Consider the following 19,119-nt stretch of genomic DNA (forward strand, 5'->3'; position numbering starts at 1 on the left):
TTGCCTAGCATTGAACAATGTTTCGGGCGTCAGTCAAGGAGTTCCCGTTCCAGCTGGGCCAGGTACAGGGCCAGGACCCGGGCCCGGCGCCGGGCCAGGCGGCGCCCTTCGGCGGTGGTCATCAGGTCGGGCAGGCGCATGAGCTTGAGGGGGAAGTGGTCCACGGAATAGGCGCGGTCGTCCAGGGCGCGGCCGGAGCGGCCCAGGGGATCCCCGGCCTCCCAGAGCGCGGTGCCCATCTTGCCGCCGGTGTAGAAGCACCGGGCCAGGCCGATGGCGCCCAGGGCCTCGAGGCGGTCGGCGTCCTGGAGGATGCGGGCCTCCAGGGTGGCGGGGGGGATGCCGGCGGAGTAGCTGTGGGCCTCGATGGCGTGCCCCGCCGCCCGGGCCCGGTCCGGGTCGAAGCCCATGGCCTCCAGGAGCGGCACGGCCTTCTCCGCCGAGAGCCGTGAGGCCCGGGAGCGCAGGGGGGAATCCTTGGGCGGGTTCACCAGGTCGTGGAGGTAGGCCGCGGCCAGGATCACCAGGAGGTCCGAGCCGGGCTCGGTGGCGGCGATCCTCCGGGCCGAGCGCCACACCCGGCGCAGGTGGTGCACGTCGTGGGCCCCGTCCCCGTCCGGGGCCTCCGCCCAGAACGCCTCGAAGCGCCGCTCCCAGGATTCGGGATCCAGGTTCATGGTTCCTCCCCATCCAAGTAACGCACCCACGCGACCCGGGCGTCCAGGCCCGCGCGGTTGAAGAGGGCGATCCAGCGCTCCTGCTCGGGCCGCAGGGCGTCGCCGGGGCCCTTCACCTCCCAGACCATGCAGCGGCCCTCCCGGTGCAGGAAGAGGTCCGGGAACCCGCTCCGGAAGGCCGCGGGGTTGGGGGCCATGGCGCGCAGCACGGCCAGCAGGGCCGGCTGGGGCAGGGTCGCCAGGGCCGCCTCCAGGTGGCCCGGGCCCAGCGCCTTCCAGTTCACGAAGGCGTTGGCGATGCCGCGCTTCTCCTCCGCGCGGGCCAGGATCAGGCGCCGGGGGGCGCCGGGGGCCTCCAGTTCGGCGAACCGGGCCTCGATGGCCTCCCGGCGGCGCAGGGCGAACTGGGGCGTGCGCAGGTCCGCGGGACCCAGCTGGAACCGGTGCTGGAAGGCGCCGGGCACCGGCGCGAAGAGGACGTCCCAGAAGGCCAGGCCGTAGAGGGCGGTCCACAGGGTGTTCTCGGTGTGGAAACCCTCCCAGCCCGAGGCCTCCAGGGCCGCCAGCTCCACGGAGCCCGACGGGTGCCGGGCCACGCGGAGGCGCACTTCGGGCAGCGGGGGATCGGGGGGATGACCCTCGGCCCACCGCGCCGCCCCCGGGTCGTGGCGGGCCAGGCGGCGCAGGAACTGGCCCGCGAAGCGTTCCTCGGCCACGTCCAGCGGGGCCTCGGCCATCTCCAGGGCGGTGGCGGCGGCGAGCTCCGGGCGCCCCAGGGCCAGGTGGATGCGGGCCGTGCGTTCCCGGGCCGGGGGCAGGGCGCACCGCCCGAAGCACGCCAGGGCGGCGTCGGGAGAGCCCCGGCGCTCCCAGGTGCGTCCCACCTCGGCCAGCATGCGGTGATAGCGCCGCTGGGAACGGATCCCGGCGCGGCCCTCCATGGCCAGGAGCGCCGCGGTGATCCCCGCCAGGTCCTCGCCGGCCTCCAGGGCGTCCCGCAGTCCGTCCAGGGAGAGCAGGAGGTCCACCTCCTCCCGGTCCCGGAAGGGCCTGCAGGCGGGGTCGACGGCGTAGGCCTCGTAGCGCACGTGGCCCAGCTCGGCCAGCACGAAGTCGGTGAGGTCCTGTTCGAGGTTGCCGAAAAAGAGCAGGAAGAGCAGGCGCGCCCAGTCCCGGCCCAGGGGCGCCACCGCGTCGGCCGAGGCCCGCAGGAGGGCCTCGGGCACGCGCCCGGCCAGGTCCGCGCGGGGCTCGGCCCGGCGGAAGGGGAGGCCGGCCCCGGCCAGGAGGGCCTCGAGCTCGGCCTTGCGGAGCAGGGCGGCCAGGTCGTCCCGGGAGGCCGCCTCCGGACCCGCCAGGAAGCCGGTTTCGGCCAGCTCCCCCAGGGCGCCGGGGCCGATCTCGGGGTAGGCCAGGTCCCCGGGGCGGAACCAGGGGCCCTTGCGCGTGAGCATGCGCACGTAGAGGCGCCGGGCGTCCCCGGACAGCCCCAGGAAGGCTTCCAGGCGCGCGGCCTCCCCGGGCCGGAGCAGGTCGGCGCACCGGGCGCGCACATCCTCCAGCACGCACTGGAAATTCACGAGATAGTAGGGGTCCTCCATGGAGGGATTCTCCCGGAAAGTGCCGCCATGATGAACCCCGATCTCCACACCATCCGCCACGGCTACCCGGGCAACACCTTCCGCGGAGGCCGGTTCCTGGAGCGCTACATGTCCCCCGTGGGGCGCTCCTTCTGGCCCGTGCTGAAGTGGCGGTTCTCCCGGAACCCCAAGGCGCGCGAAAAGCGTCAGGACGGCTTCCGCCTCGCGGTGCGGCCCCTGGAGGCCCTGCCCGGAGAGGACTGCCTGGTGTGGCTGGGGCACGCCTCCTTCCTGCTGCGGGCCGCGGGCCGGACCCTGCTGCTGGACCCCGTCCTCAAGGGCCCGCGCTTCCTGAGGCGCCTGGCGGAGGTGCCCATGGACATGGCCGGGGTGGCGGTGGACTACGTCCTGGTCTCCCACGGGCACTACGACCACCTGGACCTGCCCACCCTGGCCAGCCTCGCCGGCCCGGGGCTCACGGCCCTGGTCCCGCTGCGCCTGGGCGACCTGGTCCGGCGTGCGAATCCCTCCATGGCGGTGCAGGAGGCGGGCTGGTACCAGCGCTTCGACACCGGGCCCGGCCTGAAGGTGACCCTCCTGCCCGCCCAGCACTGGCACCGGCGGGGCCTGAACGACCACAACGCGGCCCTCTGGGGGAGCTTTCTCGTGGAGTGGGGAGGGCGGTCGCTGTACTTCGCCGGGGACACCGGCTACAACGGACACTTCAAGGAGATCCGGGACCAGGTGGGCCCGGTGGACTACGCCCTCCTGCCCATCGGCGCCTACGATCCGCCCTTCCTGATGCAGCCCAGCCACATGAACCCCGAGGAGGCCCTCCAGGCCTTCCACGACCTGGGGGCCGGCACGCTCATTCCCATGCACTACGGCACCTTCGACCTTTCGGACGAACCCCGGGGGGAGCCCCTGCGGCGCCTGACCGCTGCGGCGGGCTCCGCCTCCGGGTTGCTGCGGGTGCTGGATGTGGGGGAGGTGCTGGCGTTCGGAGCGCCCTCCGCCGGGACGGCCCGTCCTACTTGAAGGCCTTTTCCAGATTGGGGATCACCTGCTTCTTGCGGCTCATGACGCCGGGGAGCCACCGGGTTCCGCCCTGGGACTTGGCGCCCAGGGCCCCGTCCACCATGGCCTCGTCGTCGGACACCAGGAGGAGGTCGGTGCCTTCCTTCATGACGTCGGTGAGCATGAGCAGGAGGCTGTGGTAGCCCTCGGCCTTGAGCTCGACCATGGCCTTGAGCAGGTCCTTGCGCATGGGCGCCAGGATGGCCAGGTCGACCACCTCGAGCTGGGCCACGCCCACCTTGCGGCCGTTCATGACGAAGCTCTTGAAGTCGCGCTTGAGGAGGTCCATGGCCGGCACGCCCTTGACCTGGGATTTCACCTCGAAGAGCTTGAGGCCCAGGGCCTGCATGTCCTTCACGCCGGCGACCTTCGCCAGGCGGCTGGCGGTGGCCCGGTCCTCGGGGGTGGTGGTGGGCGACTTGAAGATGACGGTGTCCGAGAGGATGGCGCAGAGCATCCCGCCGGCGAGATCCTTGGGGACGGGAACCTTGGCCGCCGCATACATGCGGGCGACGATGGTGGAGGTGGAGCCCACGGGGAACACCCAGGCTTCCAGGGGCTTCTCGGTGGCGAGGCCGCCCAGCTTGTGGTGGTCCACCAGGCCGACCACGTCGGCCTTGGTCAGGTCGGCGGGGGCCTGCGGGTAGTCGGAGTGGTCCACGAGGATCACCTTGCGTCCGGCCACCTTCGTTTCCACGGGCGGAGCCGCCAGGTGGAAGGTGTCCAGGACGTACTGGGTCTCGGGGTTGACGGGGCCCTGGGCGATGGGGGCCGCGGGCATCCCCAGCTTCGTCTTGAGCCGGGCCACCGCGATGGCGCCGATGATGCTGTCGGTGTCGGGGTTCCTGTGGCCCACGACCAGGACGTCCTGGGCGGGCTTGGGTTCGAGGCTCCAGGAGGGGAGGCCGGCGCCTAGCGCGAGGGCGCCGGCCAGCAGGAGGGAGACAAAGCGGTTCATGGAAGCTCCACGGGTGGGGTTGAGGGCGTTCGTTCAGTCCAAGGGGACACCGGATCCCAGCAAGGCATGTGCCAAGGCCGCGGATTTCCCGGAGGGCCTGGGGCCGGGGAGCGCCGGGTCCGGTGGTACCGGGCCGGAGCTCCGGCCTTGCGGAATTCCGCACGGGCCGCGCGGGGGCCCGCATGATCCTTCTTTTGAAGGATGCCCAAATCTGACTATTCTTGTCGGGCACCTTTCCTCCACGCCGGGATGGCCGAATGATCCGAATGCCCTTGAACCTGAACGTCTGCCTCTGCGCGGCCCTGGCAGCCTCCCCGGCCCTCGCGCAGCCCGAACCCGTGCGCGACGCGGCGGCGCTCCAGGTGCTCCTGGACAAGCTCCAGGTGCTGGGCACGGTGCTGTACGTCGCGGCCCACCCCGACGACGAGAACACGGCGGCCCTCGCCGCCTTCTCCCAGGGCGCCAAGGTGCGCGCGGCCTACCTCTCCATGACCCGGGGCGGGGGCGGTCAGAACCTCATCGGGCCCGAACTGGGCGACGGCCTGGCCCTCATCCGCACCCAGGAGCTCCTGGCCGCGCGGCACCTGGACGGCGCCGAGCAGTACTTCACCCGCTGCACCGACTTCGGCTTCTCCAAGACTCCAGAGGAGACGCTTTCCATCTGGGGCCACGACGCGGCCCTGGCCGACGTGGTCTGGACCGTGCGCAGGCTCCGTCCCGACGTCATCATCACCCGGTTCTCCCCCACCCTCGGCACCACCCACGGCCACCACACGGCCTCCGCCATGCTGGCCCTGGAGGCCTTCCGGGCCGCCGCGGACCCTCGCGCCTTCCCCGAGCAGCTGGACCGGGTCCGCCCCTGGCAGGCCCGGCGCATCCTGTGGAACAGCTTCCGCCCCCAGGAGGAGCGGGACGCCATGAAGCCCGGCTCCTTCCTGACCCTGGACGTGGGCGCCTACGACCCCGTCCTGGGCAAGTCCTTCACGGAGCTGGCCGCGGAGAGCCGGAGCATGCACCGCAGCCAGGGCTTCGGGGCCGTGCCCAGCCGCGGCTCGCGCCTGGAGTACTTCGAGCCCCTGGCCGGCGAGCCCGCCAGGAGCGGCTTCTTCGAGGGCGTGGACCTCACCTGGGGCCGGGTGCGGGGCGGGGAGGCCGTGGGCGCCATCCTGGCCCGGGCCCGCGCGGCCTACCGCCCCGAACGGCCCGGCGCGGCCCTGGATCTCCTGCTCGAGGCCAAGGCCGCCCTGGAGAAGGTGCCCGCCGACCCCTGGGTGGACGTGAAGCGGGACGAACTCGTGGAGGCCATCCGCTGCGCCGCCGGGCTCTGGGCCGAGGCCATCACCGCGCGCCCCGGGGCCACGCCCGGGGAGGAGGTCCCCGTGACGGCCACCCTCGTCGCACGGGCCACCGGGGCCGTGCGGGTCAAGGGCCTCGTCCTGGACGGGACCTCGGTGACCCTGGACCGGAAGCTCGCCCCCAACGAGCCCTTGAAGGAGACGCGGGCCCTGCGCGTCCCGGCGGGGATGCCGCCCTCCCGGCCCGCGTGGCTGGGAACCGGGGCCGCGCCCCCCTCCCCCCTGGCGGGGCTTCCCGAAGGGCCCGCCGCCTTCCAGGCCACCTTCCACCTGGAGGCCGGCGGGGTTCCCTTCGACCTCAAGGTGCCCGTGCAGTACCGCTTCCGGGACCCGGTCCTGGGCGAGCGTTACCAGGCCTTCACCATCGCGCCGCCGGTCCTGGTGAACCTCGCGGACCCGGTGCAGATCCTCGGGGACGGCGCCCCCCGCACGGTCACCCTCGACGTCGCGGCGGCCCGGGGCCCGGTTTCCGGGGTGGTGAAGCTCCTGCCCCCCGCGGGCTGGAAGGCCGATCCCGCCGAGATCCCCTTCGCCCTGGAGCGGGCCGGGGACGAGCGCAAGGTGGTCACCGTCCTCACCCCGCCCGCCACGCCCGGCACCGGGTACCTCGAGGTGGCCGTGGCCGTGGGGGGGCCGGCGCAGCCCGCCCTTTCCCGCATGCGCATCGACTATCCGCACATCCCCATCCAGACCTGGTTCCCCCCCGCCCGGGCGAAGGTGGCGCGCCTGGACCTCCGGCGCGGGGGTTCCCGCATCGGCTACGTCATGGGGTCGGGCGACGAGATCCCGCGGTCGCTCCGGCCCCTGGGGTACCAGGTGGACCTGCTTTCCGACGAGGACCTCGCCGGGGGCGACCTGGACGCCTACGACGCGATCGTCGTGGGCATCCGGGCCTTCAACACCCGGCCCCGCCTGGCCCAGCTCAAGGGCAGGCTCCTGGACTACGTGGCCCGGGGGGGCACCGAGGTGGTGCTCTATGCCGTGGACCAGGGCCTCGTGACGCCGGACCTGGGGCCCTTCCCGTTCAAGGTCTCCCGGGACCGGGTCACGGAGGAGACCGCGCCCGTGGCCTTCCTGGCGCCCTCCAGTCCCGTGCTGAACGTGCCCAACCGGATCACCGCCGCGGACTTCGAGGGCTGGGTGCAGGAACGCGGGCTCTACTTCGCCCGGGACTGGGACGCGCGCTACCAGGCTGTCCTGGCGTCGGGTGATACGGGCGAGAAGCCTCTGGCGGGGGGGCTCCTCGTGGCCAACCACGGCAAGGGACACTTCGTCTACACGGGCCTGGCCTTCTTCCGGCAGTTGCCGGACGGGGTGCCCGGGGCCTACCGGCTCTTCGCGAACCTGCTGGCCCTGAAGACCGCCCCATGAACGAGCCGCCTCCCATACTGGGACGGTGGTCCCGGCTATACGGCCTGGTTCTCCTGAACCTGGCCCTGTGCATCCTGCTGTTCCGGCTGTTCGGGAAGGCCTTCTCGTGAGCGGGCTGGACTGGGCCGTCCTGGGCGGCTGCCTCGCCTTCGTGGTGCTCTTCGGCCTGTGGAAGGGGCGGGGACACAAGGACTCCACCGGCTACCTGCTGGCGGACCGAGACGCGCGGTGGTTCACCATCTGCCTGTCCATCATGGCCACGCAGGCCAGCGCCATCACCTTCCTCTCCACCCCCGGCCAGGCCTACGTGGACGGCATGCGCTTCGTGCAGTTCTATCTGGGGCTGCCCCTGGCCATGGTGGTGCTCTCCATCACCGCGGTGCCGTTGTTCCATCGGCTCAAGGTGTTCACGGCCTACCAGTTCCTGGAGGAGCGGTTCGACGGCAAGACGCGCACCCTGGCCGCCGTGCTCTTCCTGGTGCAGCGCGGGCTGGCGGTGGGCCTGACCATCTACGCCCCCGCCCTGGTGCTGTCGGTGCTGCTGGGGTGGAACATCCACCTGAACCTCGTGCTGGTGGGTTCCCTGGTGATGATCTACACGGTCACGGGGGGCACCCGCGCCGTCTCCTGGGCCCAGAGCTGGCAGATGCTGATCATCACCTGCGGCATGGCCGGCGCGGGCGTGATGGTGGTGCTCCGGCTGCCGCCGGGGGTCTCCTTCGGGGACGCCCTGCACGTGGCCGGGAGCCTGGGCCGGCTCAACGCCATCGATTTCTCCTTCGACCTCCAGAACCGCTACAACCTGTGGTCGGGCCTGGTGGGCGGGTTCTTCCTGGCCCTTTCCTACTTCGGGACGGACCAGTCCCAGGTGCAGCGCTACCTGTCGGGCAGCTCCGTGGCCCAGAGCCGCATGGGGCTCCTGGCCAACGGCCTGTTCAAGGTGCCCATGCAGTTCCTCATCCTCCTGGTGGGCGCCATGGTGTTCGTGGCCTACCAGTTCACCCCGCCTCCGGTGTTCTTCAACCCCGGTCCGGTCCAGCGCGTCCTGGCCGGCGAGGCCGCCCCCGAATTCCGCCGGGCCCAGGAGGCCTACGGTTCGGCCCTGGCGGAACGCTCTGCCCGGGCGGAGGACTTCATCCGCGCCCGCCACGGGGAGGGCTCCCTGCCCGCGGCCCGGGAGGAGCTGCTGGCCGCCGACGCCAGGGCCGCGCAGAAGCGGGTCGAGGCGGTGGGCGTCCTGCGCAAAGCCGACCCCACCCTGAATCCCAGCGACACCAACTACGTCTTCCTGTGGTACGTCCTCCACAACCTCCCCGCCGGCCTCGTGGGCCTGGTGCTGGCCGCGGTGTTCTCGGCCTCCATGTCCTCCATGTCCGCCGAGATCAACGCCCTGGGCGCCACCACGGTGGTCGACCTGTGGCGCCGATACGCGGGGGGGGCCGACACCCGGAGGGAGATGTGGGTGTCGCGGCTGGCCACCTTTGGGTGGGGATGCTTCGCCATCGCCTTCGCGGAATACGCGAGCCGCCTGGGCTCCCTGGTGGAGGCGGTGAACATCCTGGGTTCCCTCTTCTACGGGACCATCCTGGGCATCTTCCTGGTGGCCTTCTACGTGAAGTGGGTCCGGGGGGGCAGCGCGTTCTGGGCCGCGGTGGTGGCCGAGGCCGCCGTTCTGGCATGTTTCGTCTTCAGCGGCATCTCATTCCTTTGGTACAACGTCGTCGGCTGCGTGCTGGTGGTGGCCCTGTCGATGCTGTTCCAGAAGCTGGGCGGCGTCCTCGCGGGGGCGGACCCGTCCGGCGCCCCCCCGTCCCCGGATCCAAGGAGATTGTCATGATCAGGAACGCCACCGTCCTCGCGGCTCTCCTCGCCGCACCCGCCCTCACGGCCCAGACCGCCGAACCCCCCAAGATCGTAAAGCCGCTGGGCGCGACCCTGGACGCCTCCCTCGGTTACGCCGAGAAGGAGTTCGTCCCCGCCCTGGAAGCCATGCCCGAATCGAAGTTCGCGTTCGTGCCCACCGCGGGCGAGTTCAAGGGGGTGCGCGACGTGGCCGCCCAGGCCAGGCACGTGGGCGCGATCAACTACTGGGTGGGCTCGGTCATCCTCGGGGAGAAGCCCCCGGTGGACGTGGGGAAGGGGGACGGCCCCGCGGCCCTGAAGGACAAGGCGGAGGTCCTGGCCTACTTGAAGGGCTCGTATGAATACGTCCACAAGGCGCTGAAGTCCATCACCGACCGGAACGCGCTGGTGGCCGTCAAGTCCCCCTTCGGCGATGGCGACACCTCCAGGGTCGCCCTGGCGAACATCCTTCTGGCCCACACCATGGATCACTACGGCCAGATCGTCGTGTACCTCCGCATGAATGGAATCGTGCCGCCGGCCAGCCGTTAAGGGGCCGCCCGCCTGCCTTTGGTGAGTTGACAAACCCGGGGGACGGCCCAAGAATAGCAGTGCATGTCGAGTGCCCCGCGAGGGGTCGGCAACCGAGCAGGAAGCTGCGGTGCCCTGGACCCAACGGTCCCATGCGCAGGAGAAGAACCTGAAACCCACGCAGCCCCCGGAGTCATGATGTCGAGCCATTATCTCTTCACTTCGGAGTCCGTCTCCGAAGGCCACCCCGACAAGGTCGCCGACCAGATCTCGGACGCGGTGCTGGACGCCTGCCTCGCCCAGGACCCCAGGTCCCGGGTCGCGGCGGAAACCTTGTGCAACACGGGCCTGGTCGTCATGGCCGGGGAGATCACCACCAACGCGGTGGTGGACTACATCCAGGTCGCCCGGGGCGTCCTGCGGGACATCGGCTACGACAGCACCGACTACGGCATCGACTACCGGGGCTGCGCCGTCATGGTCTGCTACGACAAGCAGTCCCAGAACATCAGCCAGGGCGTCACCGAGGGCGAAGGGCTCCACAAGGAACAGGGCGCCGGCGACCAGGGCCTGATGTTCGGCTACGCCTGCGACGAGACCGACGCGTTCATGCCCGCCCCCCTCCACTACGCCCACCGCATCATGGAGCGCCAGGCGAAGCTCCGCAAGGAAGGCCGCTTCGCCTGGCTCCGCCCCGACGCCAAGTCGCAGGTCACCCTGCGCTACGTCGACGGCCGCCCCGTGGGCGCCGAGAGCATCGTCGTCTCCACCCAGCACGCCGCCGACGTTCCCTACGAGACCCTCCGGGAGGCGGTGATCGAGGAGATCATCAAGCCGGTCATGCCCGCGGACTGGCTCAAGGGCACGGACTACCTGGTCAACCCCACCGGCACCTTCGTGGTGGGCGGCCCCCAGGGCGACTGCGGCCTCACGGGCCGCAAGATCATCGTGGACACCTACGGCGGCTCCGCCCCCCACGGCGGCGGCGCCTTCTCCGGCAAGGACCCCTCGAAGGTGGACCGGTCCGCGGCCTACGCCGCGCGCCACGTGGCCAAGAACATCGTCGCCGCGGGCCTGGCCTCCCGGTGCCAGCTGCAGGTGGCCTACGCCATCGGCGTGGCCAAGCCCGTGAGCGTCATGGTCACCACCTTCGGCACCGGCGCCGTCTCCGACGAGCAGCTGGAACGGCTCGTGGCCGAGCACTTCGACCTGAGCCCCAAGGGCATCATCACCTCCCTCGACCTCCTGCGCCCCATCTACCGGGACACCGCCAGCTACGGCCACTTCGGCCGCGACGGCTTCCCCTGGGAGCGCACGGACAAGGCCGAAGCCCTGGCCGCCGCCCTCAGGGGGCTGGAAGTGAAGGCCTGACGCCCTACCCGAAGAAGCCCCGCATCCGCTCCATCGCCCTGTCCAGCGCCTCCAGGGACGCCGCGATGGAGATGCGCAGGTGGCCAGGAGCGCCGAAGGCGGACCCCGGGAGCACCTTCACGCCGGCCTCGTTCCGGAGGCGCGCGGCCAGCTCCGCGTCCGAGGCGACGCCATGGGCCTCCATCCAATCGCCCACGTGGGGGAAGAGGTAGATCGCCCCCTCGGGGCGGCCGCAGCGGATGCCTCGGATGGCGTTCAGGCCTCCCTGGAGCCGGTCCCTGCGGATCCGCAGGCCCGCGGCCATCTCCCGCTCGTAGGCGCCGTCCAGGCCCAGCGCGGCGATGCCGGCGTGCTGGCTGATCATGCTGGGGTGGGTGACGCTGGTGGAGCCCAGGCTCGTCATGGCGCGGATGAGGGACAGGGGCCCGGCGGCGGCGCCCAGGCGGTAGCCGGTCATGGCGAAGCGCTTGGAGAAGCTCTCCACCAGGAGGGTGCGGTCGGCCAGGTCGGGGCAGGCGCGCAGGAAGGGCAGTTCGGGGCCGTCCAGGGTGAGGGTGCCGTACACCTGGTCCAGCACCAGCCAGAGGTCCCGCTCCAGGAGGACGTCGGCCAGGTCGTGGAGGCGCGGGAGGTCCCAAACCCGCCCGGTGGGGTTGGAGGGCTGGTTGAGGATGACGGCCCGGGTGCGCGGGCCCAGCGCCCGGTCCAGGGCGCCCTCCGCGGGCAGGAGGTCCGGCCCCGGCGGCACGATGATCGGGGAGCCTCCGGCCCAGGTGACCTGGTCCCGGAAGGTGGGCCAGTAGGGGGCGAAGATCAGCACCTCGTCCCCGGGCTCCAGGATGCACCGGAGGGCGTCGAGGATGGCGGGCTTCCCCCCGGCGGTGACGAGGATGCCCTCTGCGGTGCGGGGCACCCCGTCCCGCCGGGTCAGGTCCGCGGCCATGAGCTCCCGCAGCACGGGAAGGCCCTGGGCTGGGCCGTAGCGGGTGTGCCCCTCCAGCGCCGCCCGGGCCGCGGCTTCGCGCACGGCCGCGGGGGGCAGGCCTTCGGGCTCGCCCACCGTGAGGTCCACGGGATCGGGGTGGAGGCAGGGGGCGGAAGCCCCGGCCATGGTGGGGGAAAGGCCGGCGGCGCCGGCGCGGGCGTTGAGGGTCACCATTTCTTCCCCTGGGCGCTGACGATGGGGCGAAGGGCGGCCTGCAGCGCGGCCATGTCCTCGCGGGTGAGGGCCTGGTCCTTGTCGCAGAGGGCCTCGGCGGGGTTGGGGTGGGCCTCCACGATCAGTCCGTCGGCGCCCGCGGCGGCGGCGGCCAGGGCCAGGGGCACCACGAGGTCGCGCACGCCGGCGGCGTGGGACGGGTCCACGATGACGGGCAGGTGGGTGAGGCGCTTCAGGACGGGCACCGCGGCGACGTCCAGGGTGGCCCGGGTGGCGGTCTCGAAGGTGCGGATGCCCCGCTCGCAGAGCACCACCCGCTGGTTGCCGCCGTGGAGGATGTACTCGGCGGCCAGGAGCAGCTCCTTCACCGTGGCGCTCATGCCGCGCTTGAGGAGGATGGGCTTGTCCAGCTTGCCCAGCTCCTTGAGCAGGGCGAAGTTGTGCATGTTGCGGGCGCCCACCTGGAGCATGTCGGCCTTGCTGGAGACCGGGAGGATGTCCTCGATGGTGAGGATCTCGGTGACGATGGGCATCTCGCACTCCCGGCCGGCCTCCTCAAGGTAGCGCAGCCCCTCGAGGCCCAGGCCCTGGAAGGCGTAGGGCGAGGTGCGGGGCTTGAAGGCGCCGCCCCGGAGGATGGTCGCGCCCGCGGCGCGCACCATGCGGGCGCCGTCCAGGATCTGCTGGCGGCTCTCCACGGCGCAGGGGCCGGCCATGAGCACGAAGTGCCCCTCGCCGATGGGGACGTTGCCGATCTTGAAGGTGGCGCGGACGGGACCGGCGGCGGGGGCGGGCACCGGAGGCGCCTCGCAGGAGAGGACGGGCGCGGGCGCGGCCCCCACGGCCCCGGCGTCCAGGTGGGCCTCCTGGCCGCGGGTGCGCCGGGGGTAGGTGCCCAGGATCCTCAGGTGGTTGCAGGCGCCCCGCAGCTCCTTCAGGGCCCCCGCCAGGGCGGGGGCCTCCTGGTGCCCCTCCACGTCCACGAAGAAGAGGTACTCCCACGGCGTGTCGGGCAGGGGCCGGCTCTCGATGCGGGTGAGGTTCGCCCCCGCCTCCGCGAAGATCCCCAGGGCCTTGGCGAGCGTGCCCTCGTGGTGGTTCAGGCGGAAGACGAGGGAGGTCTTGCCGGGCACCCGCGGGTCAGGCACCTCGGGCGCCCGGGACAGCAGCAGGAACCGGGTCTCGTTGTGCTCCTGGTCGGCGATGCGGGTGGCCAGGACGTCCAGGCCCCGGGCCCGGGCGGCTTCCTCCGAGCAGATGGCCCCCACGTTCCGGGCGCCCTCCTCCAGGAGCGATTCGGCGGCGCCCGCGGTGTCGAACCAGGGCTGGCGGGCGACGTCGTCCATGGCCCGCAGGAAGCCCTCGCACTGGGTGAGGGCGGCGGGGTGGCTGCGCACCACGCGGATCTCCTCCAGGGCCGTGCCCGGCTTGGCGGCCAGCACGTGGTCCACGTCCCACACCTCCTCGTCCACGATGTGGAGGAGGTTGTCGATGAGCAGCCGGTTCACGTCCGCGATGGAGCCGCCGATGCTGTTCTCGATGGGCAGGAAGCCGTAGTCGATGGCCCCGCACTGCAGGGCCTCCACCACGTCCAGGAACATGGGGTGCCCGATGAGCTCGCTGCCCTGGGCGCTGCGGGTGGCCATGAGGTGGGCCGCCGCCGCGGAACTGTAGGAGCCCGGCACGCCCTGGTACCCCACCTTCACCTTGCGGGCGCGGGCGGCGCCGCCCTCCACCAGGGGCTCCTGGAGACGCCGGGAGTGGCTGAGGATCTCCTTGAGGATCCTGCGGGCGAAGGGGGCGGAGAGGCCCAGGTCCTCGGCGTCCCGGATCCAGGCCGAAAGCACGTCGCGCTCCCGGTCGTTGTCCATGACGGGCAGCTCCCCGCCCTCGGCCTTGGCGCCGGCCACCAGGCGCACCGCGTCGAAGCGGCGCGCCAGGAGGCGGATGAGTTCGCGGTCGGTCTCGTCGATCTCCCTTCGGGCGGCGCCGAGGGTCTCAAGCTTGGGGTCCATGGGGTTCTCCTGGGGTGTCCACCCTTCCCGGCAACGAAAAAACCCGTCCGCCAGGCCATGGGGGACGGGTTCGAAAGGGTGCGGGAGCTTCTATCTGCTAGGGCTCCATGCCTCGACCAGTCCTCCGCCGCCGCCGTAATAATAACGGCGGGCGGCGGGGGTAAAGGTGAAGGTCGCGGAATGGGCGGTCATGGTCCTGCTCTTGGGGATGGATTGGATCATGGATCGGGCGCCTTGCCAAGGGTTCAAAAGGGGCCCTCCCAGCAGAACGCCCGGGCGCCGGTGGGCAACAGGCGTTCGATGGCGAGGTTTGAGGCCGGCCTGGGGCGCCGGCCCTGGGTGCTGAGGATCTTGAGATCCACAATGTCTCCGCGCAGGTCGGCCTGGTAGGTGACGAGGCGGAAGTCCCCGTTGCGGTAGGCGAAGCCGTCGCCCGCGTCGTGGTAGAGGCGGCCCTGGGCGCGGCCGTCGGGGCCGGGTGCCACCAGGAGGGTGGTGGCCCCCTCCGGCGCCTCGGCGGTGCTCATGGCCTCGGGCCCCAGGGGGAGGATGCTGCCGCCCCGGGCATACAGCCGCGCCTGGTGGCGGTCCTCCAGGTCCCCCTCCACCAGGGAAAGGGGATGCCAGGGGCCCCGGGGCCGCGGCGCGCCCCGGGCCCCGGGCGGCACCACCAGGAGGTCGCCGCCCACCATGAAGCAGCGCTCCTCCGCGCGCAGGTCGGGGTTGGCGGGGTCGGCAAGGAACAGGGGCCGCATGACGGGCAGGCCCGTGGCGGCGGCTTCCTGGAAGCAGGTGTAGAGGTAGGGCAGGAGCCGGTAGCGCCGCAGCAGGGCGATGCGCGCGGTGCGCTCCACCCCCGGCCCGAAGGCCCAGGGCTCCTTCCTGCGGGTGCCCTTGTCCGAATGGCCCCGGCAGAAGGGGAAGAAGGCGCCGGTGCCCACCCACCGCGCCCACAGGGACGAGGTGGGATCCCCCACGAAGCCCCCCAGGTCCGGGCCGTTGAAGGGCTGGCCCGACAGGCCCAGGGTCAGGCTCATGGGCGTGGCCAGCCTGTAGTCGCCTTCGGTGGAATAGTTGTCCCCGGTCCATGTGGCCGCGTAGCGCTGGCCCCCCAGGAAGTTCGAGCGGGTGAGGATGAAGGGGCGCCGGTCCGGGCGGGCTCCCAGGAGCCCTTCCCGGGTGGCGCGCACCATGAGCATGCCGTAGAGGTTGTGGTACTGCAGGTGGGAGCCCGGCCAGAGCCCGCCTCCGCCCGCGTGGCGTGCGGTCTCGGGCAGGGTCAGGTCGGGGCCGTCGAAGATGGAGGGCTCGTTCATGTCGTTCCAGAGGCCCGCCACGCCGGCTTCCAGCAGGGGGGGGTGCAGGTCCGCCCACCACGCCCGCACCCGGGGGGAGGTGAAGTCCGGGAACACGCAGGAGCTGGCCCACACCTTGCCCCGGAACACGCGTCCGGCCTGCGTGGTGACCCAGACCCGGGCCCGGGTGCCCGAGTCGAACACGGAATAGCCGGGCTCGGCGCGCACCCCCGGGTTGATGGTCGCCACCAGCCGGAAGCCCATCTCCCGCAGGTCGGCCGAGAGCCGAGCCGGATCCGGGAAACCCTGGGGGTCGAAGGTGAAGACGCGGAACCCGTCCATGTAGTCGATGTCCAGCCACAGGGCGTCGCAGGGGATCCGCCGGTCCCGGAACTCCCGGGCCACTTCGCGCACGCGCGCTTCGGGCACGTAGGAGTAGCGGGACTGGTGGTAGCCCAGGGCCCACCGGGGCGGCAGCTCCATGCGCCCGGTGAGGTCGCCCAGGGACCGCAGCACGTCCGCGGGGGTGCCGCCCCGGAGGATGACCACGGGCAGGGCCGGGCCCTGGCTGGTGCAGACGATCTCGGCCCCGCACTCCAGCTCCGCCTTCCAGCTGGTGTCGAAGATGACCCCGAAGGCCGATCCGTCGGGGCGCACCGCCAGCACCCAGGGATGGCTCTGGTAGAGGCGCCGGCCTTCGTCCTTGATGTAGCCCGGGTAGCCGCTGTTCCAGAGGATGACGGTCTTCCCGTTGCGCCGGAGGGGCCCGGCCACCTCCCCGGTGCCGTAGAGGTCCGTGCCCGGGTCCAGGGGGATGGCCGCCCGGAAGCGGCCCATGGCGATGCCGAAGCGGGGCCAGGGGCCCCAGTCCGGGGGCAGGGGGCCGGTGATGGCAAGGGGCCGGGTGAAGCTCGGGGAGGGGGGCAGGGACTCAGGCTCGAGCCCCTCGGGCAGGAAGAGGGCCGCCCCCGGGGCCAGCTCGCCGCAGGCGCCCACGGAGAGGTTGCCGTGGGTGCGGAAGTGGGCGAGGAGCAGGTCGATGAGGATGGGGAAGCGGCGGCTGGCTTTCATCGTGCTGCCAGGGATGGCCGGAACTGGACGGAGGTTCCGGAAGCCCTATGCTGGGCCATGACCACCCTCGCGCTGCTCCGCCGCACCTTCGCCCTGCGCCTCCTGGGCTGGGCCCGCATTCCGCTCCTGGCCTCGGTGCGCCCGGTCATCGAGGCGCTGGACGCCGAGCGCTGCGTCGTGCGGGTGCCCCTGCGGCGCTGGACGCGGAACCACCTGGGCACCATGTATTTCGGAGCCATGGCCATCGGCGCGGACTGCGCCGGGGGGTTGCTGGCGGTGGAGCGGATCCGGGCGCGGAAGGCCGGGCTCACGCTGGTGTTCAAGTCCTTCGAGGCGCGGTTCCTCAAGCGGCCCGAGGCGGACGTGCGCTTCATCTGCGAGGACGGCGCCCTCATCGGCGAGCTGGTGGAGAAGGTCCTGGCCACCGGCGAGCGGCAGACCGCGCCCGTGCGGGTGCGCGCCGCGGTTCCGGCACCTTCCGGGCTGGAAACCGTGGCGGAATTCACCCTGGAACTCAGCCTGAAAAAAACGGGAAAGGCCGTGCTGTAGCCCTATATTGGGGGGTCCCCATGGAGGTCTCCCATGCCCAAGGGCGCCTGGATCCTTCGCGAGCCCCTCACCGTCCTGGATTCCGTGGACGAGCCGTACCTGGAGACGGCCCTGGCCACCCTGGGCGACCACGAGCTGCTCCTGCAATTCGCCCCCGCCACCCCGGACCTGCGGGTCTTCCTGGACGGCAACGCCGTCTTCGAGCTGGGCCAGGCCTCGCCCTCCGGCGCCTGGTTCAAGCTGTGCCGCGAACTGGGCTACGAGCCCGAGGCGCACTGGGACGTGGACCCGGCCCTCATCCTTTTCCGCCAGGTCGTTCCCGTCCTCGCCCGGGACTGGCGCGAGAACCCCTTGCCGCTCAACGACCTGGGCCTCCCCGAGGGGGTCGTTTGCCTGGCCACGGTGCAGGCGGCCTGGGAGTCGGCCGTCACCGGCCTCTTCGGCCGGAATGACGCCCCCTCCCGGCAGGTGGCCGCCTGTTTGGAGGGGCTGCCCCTGCGGGCCGTGGTCTTCCACGACGATCCCTCCCGCCGGGAGGACTTCGTGGGCACGGGGGTGGATGAGCCCCTCCTGGGCGTCTACCTGCACCTGGGCGCCTCCCGGAGCCGGCGCGTGACCCTGTCCAAGGCCACGGTGGTGGCCACGGGCGGCCTGAAGATGAGTCCCTGGGCCCTGGGCGGCGAGTGGACCGAGGACGGCCGGGACTACCGCGGCACCCTCCGCCCCGAGGCCTTCCTGTGGGCCGCGGGCCTGGGCCGGGAGGTTCCCCCCGGCTTCGAGCCGGCCTTCCAGGAGGCCCTGAAGTCGGTGCTGGCCCGGGTGGACCCGGTGGTGGACGCCTACCGCCGGGCCTGGCCCGCGGGCGTGGTGTGGCACCGGGATCCCTTCGCCCGGTACCTCAACCACATGATCGTGGACGTGCGCATGGAGGGCGGCCAGGCCCTGCTCATCCTGGACGACGGAACGGACATCGCCGTGGCCGGCCTCAAGAGCGGGTCGGTGTGCGTGCCGTGATTACCTGTAGGCGGCGATCCCCGTCACCTCCTCGCCGATGATGAGGGTGTGCATGTCATGGGTGCCTTCGTAGGTGTAGACGCTTTCCAGGTTCGCCATGTGGCGCATCACCGGGAACTCGTCGAGGATGCCGTTGGCGCCCAGGACCGTGCGGGCCTTGCGGCAGATCTCCAGCGCGGCGTTCACGTTGTTCATCTTCGCCATGGAGACCTGGGCGGGGGTGTACGTCCCCTGTTCCTTGAGGCGGGCCAGGTGCAGCACCAGGAGCTGGCCCTTGGTGAGCTCGGTGACCATCCACGCCAGCTTTTCCTGCTGCAGCTGGGTGGCCGCGATGGGCCGGTCGAACTGCACGCGGCTCCCGGCGTAGTCCAGGGCGCACTGGTAGCAGGCGTCCGCGGCGCCCAGGGCGCCCCAGGCGATCCCGTAACGGGCCTGGGTGAGGCAGGACAGCGGCGCCTTGAGGCCCCGGGCCAGGGGGAGGAGGCTGGCCTCCTCGTCCACCTCCACGTCCTCGAGCACCAGTTCGGACGTGACCGAGGCGCGCAGGCTCCACTTGCCCTTGGTTTCGGGAGCCGAGAAGCCCCGGGTGCCCTTTTCCACCAGGAAGCCGCGGATGCCCTCGTCGGTGCGGGCCCACACCACGGCCACGTCGGCCACGGTGCCGTTGGTGATCCACATCTTGGTGCCGTTGATGCGCCAGCGGCCGCCGGGGATGCGCTCGGCCCGGGTGAGCATTCCGCCCGGGTTGGAGCCGAAGTCGGGCTCGGTGAGGCCGAAGCATCCGATCTTCGCGCCCGAGGCCAGGAGGGGGAGCCAGCGGTCCTTCTGGGCCTCGCTGCCGAAGGCGTGGATGGGCCACATGACCAGGGAGCCCTGCACCGATGCGAACGAGCGCAGGCCGGAATCCCCCCGCTCCAGTTCGTACATGAGGAGCCCATAGGCCGTCTGGGACAGGCCGGCGCAGCCGTACTTCTCGGGCAGGGTGGCCCCGAAGAAGCCCAGCTCGCCCATCCTGGGAACCAGGTGGGCGGGGAAGGTCATGTCCTGGGCATGCCGCTCGATGATGGGCAGCACCTCCCGGTTCACGAACTCCCGGGCGGTTTCGCGCACCATGCGCTCCTCGTCCGTCAGCAGGCCCTCCAGGGCCATGTAGTCGGTCATGTGGGTGAAATTCGCGTAGGCACCGGACATGGATTCCCTCCGTCACCGCCTGATGGTGCCACAATGGAGGGGCTTCCTCCCAACCCTTTCCCT

14 protein-coding genes are annotated in these 19,119 nt (G+C 71.8%); 7 read left to right on the forward strand and 7 right to left on the reverse strand.

Going from position 1 to position 19,119, the window contains the following annotated elements; genetic code table 11:
• Window positions 1-29: 29 nt before the first annotated feature.
• Complete coding sequence (locus ACZ5LB_RS18525) at window positions 30-677, reverse strand: HD domain-containing protein (RefSeq protein WP_464603682.1); 648 nt, start codon at window positions 675-677, stop codon at window positions 30-32.
• The gene (locus ACZ5LB_RS18530; protein WP_464603683.1) at window positions 674-2,278 is read right to left on the reverse strand and encodes a VRR-NUC domain-containing protein; all 1,605 of its coding nucleotides are present in this window, start codon (window positions 2,276-2,278) and stop codon (window positions 674-676) included. Before ACZ5LB_RS18530 ends, ACZ5LB_RS18525 begins: the two co-directional genes overlap by 4 nt.
• Window positions 2,279-2,305: 27 nt before the next feature.
• On the opposite strand from ACZ5LB_RS18530, the gene ACZ5LB_RS18535 reads away from it, so the two are divergent.
• Window positions 2,306-3,295, forward strand: a complete 990-nt coding sequence (locus tag ACZ5LB_RS18535; protein WP_464603684.1) for an MBL fold metallo-hydrolase — start codon at window positions 2,306-2,308, stop codon at window positions 3,293-3,295.
• Here the strand turns inward: ACZ5LB_RS18535 and ACZ5LB_RS18540 are convergent.
• A complete protein-coding gene (locus tag ACZ5LB_RS18540) occupies window positions 3,288-4,292 on the reverse strand; it encodes a manganese-dependent inorganic pyrophosphatase (RefSeq protein WP_464603685.1) in 1,005 nt (334 codons plus the stop codon). The genes ACZ5LB_RS18535 and ACZ5LB_RS18540 overlap by 8 nt on opposite strands.
• 257 nt (window positions 4,293-4,549) lie before the next feature.
• Between ACZ5LB_RS18540 and ACZ5LB_RS18545 the strand changes: the two genes are divergently transcribed.
• From ACZ5LB_RS18545 to metK, 4 genes are all read left to right on the forward strand, one after another.
• Complete coding sequence (locus ACZ5LB_RS18545; RefSeq protein WP_464603686.1) at window positions 4,550-7,018, forward strand: PIG-L family deacetylase; 2,469 nt, start codon at window positions 4,550-4,552, stop codon at window positions 7,016-7,018.
• Window positions 7,019-7,124: 106 nt separating this feature from the next.
• Window positions 7,125-8,855 (forward strand): sodium:solute symporter family protein, encoded by a 1,731-nt coding sequence (locus tag ACZ5LB_RS18550; RefSeq protein ID WP_464603687.1) that lies wholly within the window; start codon window positions 7,125-7,127, stop codon window positions 8,853-8,855.
• On the forward strand, window positions 8,852-9,412 hold the full coding sequence (locus ACZ5LB_RS18555; RefSeq protein ID WP_464603688.1) for a DinB family protein: 561 nt from the start codon (window positions 8,852-8,854) through the stop codon (window positions 9,410-9,412). The genes ACZ5LB_RS18550 and ACZ5LB_RS18555 overlap by 4 nt, the downstream gene beginning before the upstream one ends.
• Window positions 9,413-9,589: 177 nt before the next feature.
• Window positions 9,590-10,762, forward strand: a complete 1,173-nt coding sequence (gene metK, locus ACZ5LB_RS18560; RefSeq protein ID WP_464603689.1) for a methionine adenosyltransferase — start codon at window positions 9,590-9,592, stop codon at window positions 10,760-10,762.
• Between the two features lie 4 nt (window positions 10,763-10,766).
• On the opposite strand, the gene ACZ5LB_RS18565 is transcribed toward metK, so the two are convergent.
• The 3 genes from ACZ5LB_RS18565 to ACZ5LB_RS18575 form a co-directional block, all read right to left on the reverse strand.
• Complete coding sequence (locus tag ACZ5LB_RS18565) at window positions 10,767-11,921, reverse strand: pyridoxal phosphate-dependent aminotransferase (protein ID WP_464603690.1); 1,155 nt, start codon at window positions 11,919-11,921, stop codon at window positions 10,767-10,769.
• Window positions 11,915-13,936 carry a 3-deoxy-7-phosphoheptulonate synthase gene (gene aroF / locus ACZ5LB_RS18570; protein ID WP_464603691.1) on the reverse strand — a complete coding sequence of 674 codons (2,022 nt, stop codon included), beginning with the start codon at window positions 13,934-13,936 and terminating at the stop codon, window positions 11,915-11,917. Before aroF ends, ACZ5LB_RS18565 begins: the two co-directional genes overlap by 7 nt.
• 245 nt (window positions 13,937-14,181) lie before the next feature.
• A complete protein-coding gene (locus tag ACZ5LB_RS18575; RefSeq protein ID WP_464603692.1) occupies window positions 14,182-16,302 on the reverse strand; it encodes a TIM-barrel domain-containing protein in 2,121 nt (706 codons plus the stop codon).
• Between the two features lie 57 nt (window positions 16,303-16,359).
• On the opposite strand from ACZ5LB_RS18575, the gene ACZ5LB_RS18580 reads away from it, so the two are divergent.
• Together ACZ5LB_RS18580 and ACZ5LB_RS18585 are read left to right on the forward strand one after the other, a co-directional pair.
• Window positions 16,360-16,851 carry a DUF4442 domain-containing protein gene (locus tag ACZ5LB_RS18580; RefSeq protein WP_464603693.1) on the forward strand — a complete coding sequence of 164 codons (492 nt, stop codon included), beginning with the start codon at window positions 16,360-16,362 and terminating at the stop codon, window positions 16,849-16,851.
• 33 nt (window positions 16,852-16,884) lie between these two features.
• Window positions 16,885-17,865 (forward strand): hypothetical protein, encoded by a 981-nt coding sequence (locus tag ACZ5LB_RS18585; protein WP_464603694.1) that lies wholly within the window; start codon window positions 16,885-16,887, stop codon window positions 17,863-17,865.
• On the opposite strand, the gene ACZ5LB_RS18590 is transcribed toward ACZ5LB_RS18585, so the two are convergent.
• Window positions 17,866-19,056: an acyl-CoA dehydrogenase family protein gene (locus ACZ5LB_RS18590; RefSeq protein ID WP_464603695.1), complete on the reverse strand. Its 1,191-nt coding sequence runs from the start codon at window positions 19,054-19,056 to the stop codon at window positions 17,866-17,868. It lies immediately after the preceding gene.
• Window positions 19,057-19,119: the final 63 nt, after the last annotated feature.

Source organism: Mesoterricola sp. MK458 (assembly GCF_055384935.1).

What these genes read in the sequence shown, in the direction of transcription:
- ACZ5LB_RS18590 (WP_464603695.1), bottom strand. Translation starts at nt 19,056, where the DNA reads ATGTCCGGTGCCTACGCGAATTTCACCCACATGACCGACTACATGGCC.
- ACZ5LB_RS18580 (WP_464603693.1), top strand. Translation starts at nt 16,360, where the DNA reads ATGACCACCCTCGCGCTGCTCCGCCGCACCTTCGCCCTGCGCCTCCTG.
- ACZ5LB_RS18530 (WP_464603683.1), bottom strand. Translation starts at nt 2,278, where the DNA reads ATGGAGGACCCCTACTATCTCGTGAATTTCCAGTGCGTGCTGGAGGAT.
- ACZ5LB_RS18565 (WP_464603690.1), bottom strand. Translation starts at nt 11,921, where the DNA reads ATGGTGACCCTCAACGCCCGCGCCGGCGCCGCCGGCCTTTCCCCCACC.
- ACZ5LB_RS18555 (WP_464603688.1), top strand. Translation starts at nt 8,852, where the DNA reads ATGATCAGGAACGCCACCGTCCTCGCGGCTCTCCTCGCCGCACCCGCC.
- aroF (WP_464603691.1), bottom strand. Translation starts at nt 13,936, where the DNA reads ATGGACCCCAAGCTTGAGACCCTCGGCGCCGCCCGAAGGGAGATCGAC.
- ACZ5LB_RS18585 (WP_464603694.1), top strand. Translation starts at nt 16,885, where the DNA reads ATGCCCAAGGGCGCCTGGATCCTTCGCGAGCCCCTCACCGTCCTGGAT.
- metK (WP_464603689.1), top strand. Translation starts at nt 9,590, where the DNA reads ATGTCGAGCCATTATCTCTTCACTTCGGAGTCCGTCTCCGAAGGCCAC.
- ACZ5LB_RS18545 (WP_464603686.1), top strand. Translation starts at nt 4,550, where the DNA reads ATGATCCGAATGCCCTTGAACCTGAACGTCTGCCTCTGCGCGGCCCTG.
- ACZ5LB_RS18540 (WP_464603685.1), bottom strand. Translation starts at nt 4,292, where the DNA reads ATGAACCGCTTTGTCTCCCTCCTGCTGGCCGGCGCCCTCGCGCTAGGC.
- ACZ5LB_RS18575 (WP_464603692.1), bottom strand. Translation starts at nt 16,302, where the DNA reads ATGAAAGCCAGCCGCCGCTTCCCCATCCTCATCGACCTGCTCCTCGCC.
- ACZ5LB_RS18525 (WP_464603682.1), bottom strand. Translation starts at nt 677, where the DNA reads ATGAACCTGGATCCCGAATCCTGGGAGCGGCGCTTCGAGGCGTTCTGG.
- ACZ5LB_RS18535 (WP_464603684.1), top strand. Translation starts at nt 2,306, where the DNA reads ATGATGAACCCCGATCTCCACACCATCCGCCACGGCTACCCGGGCAAC.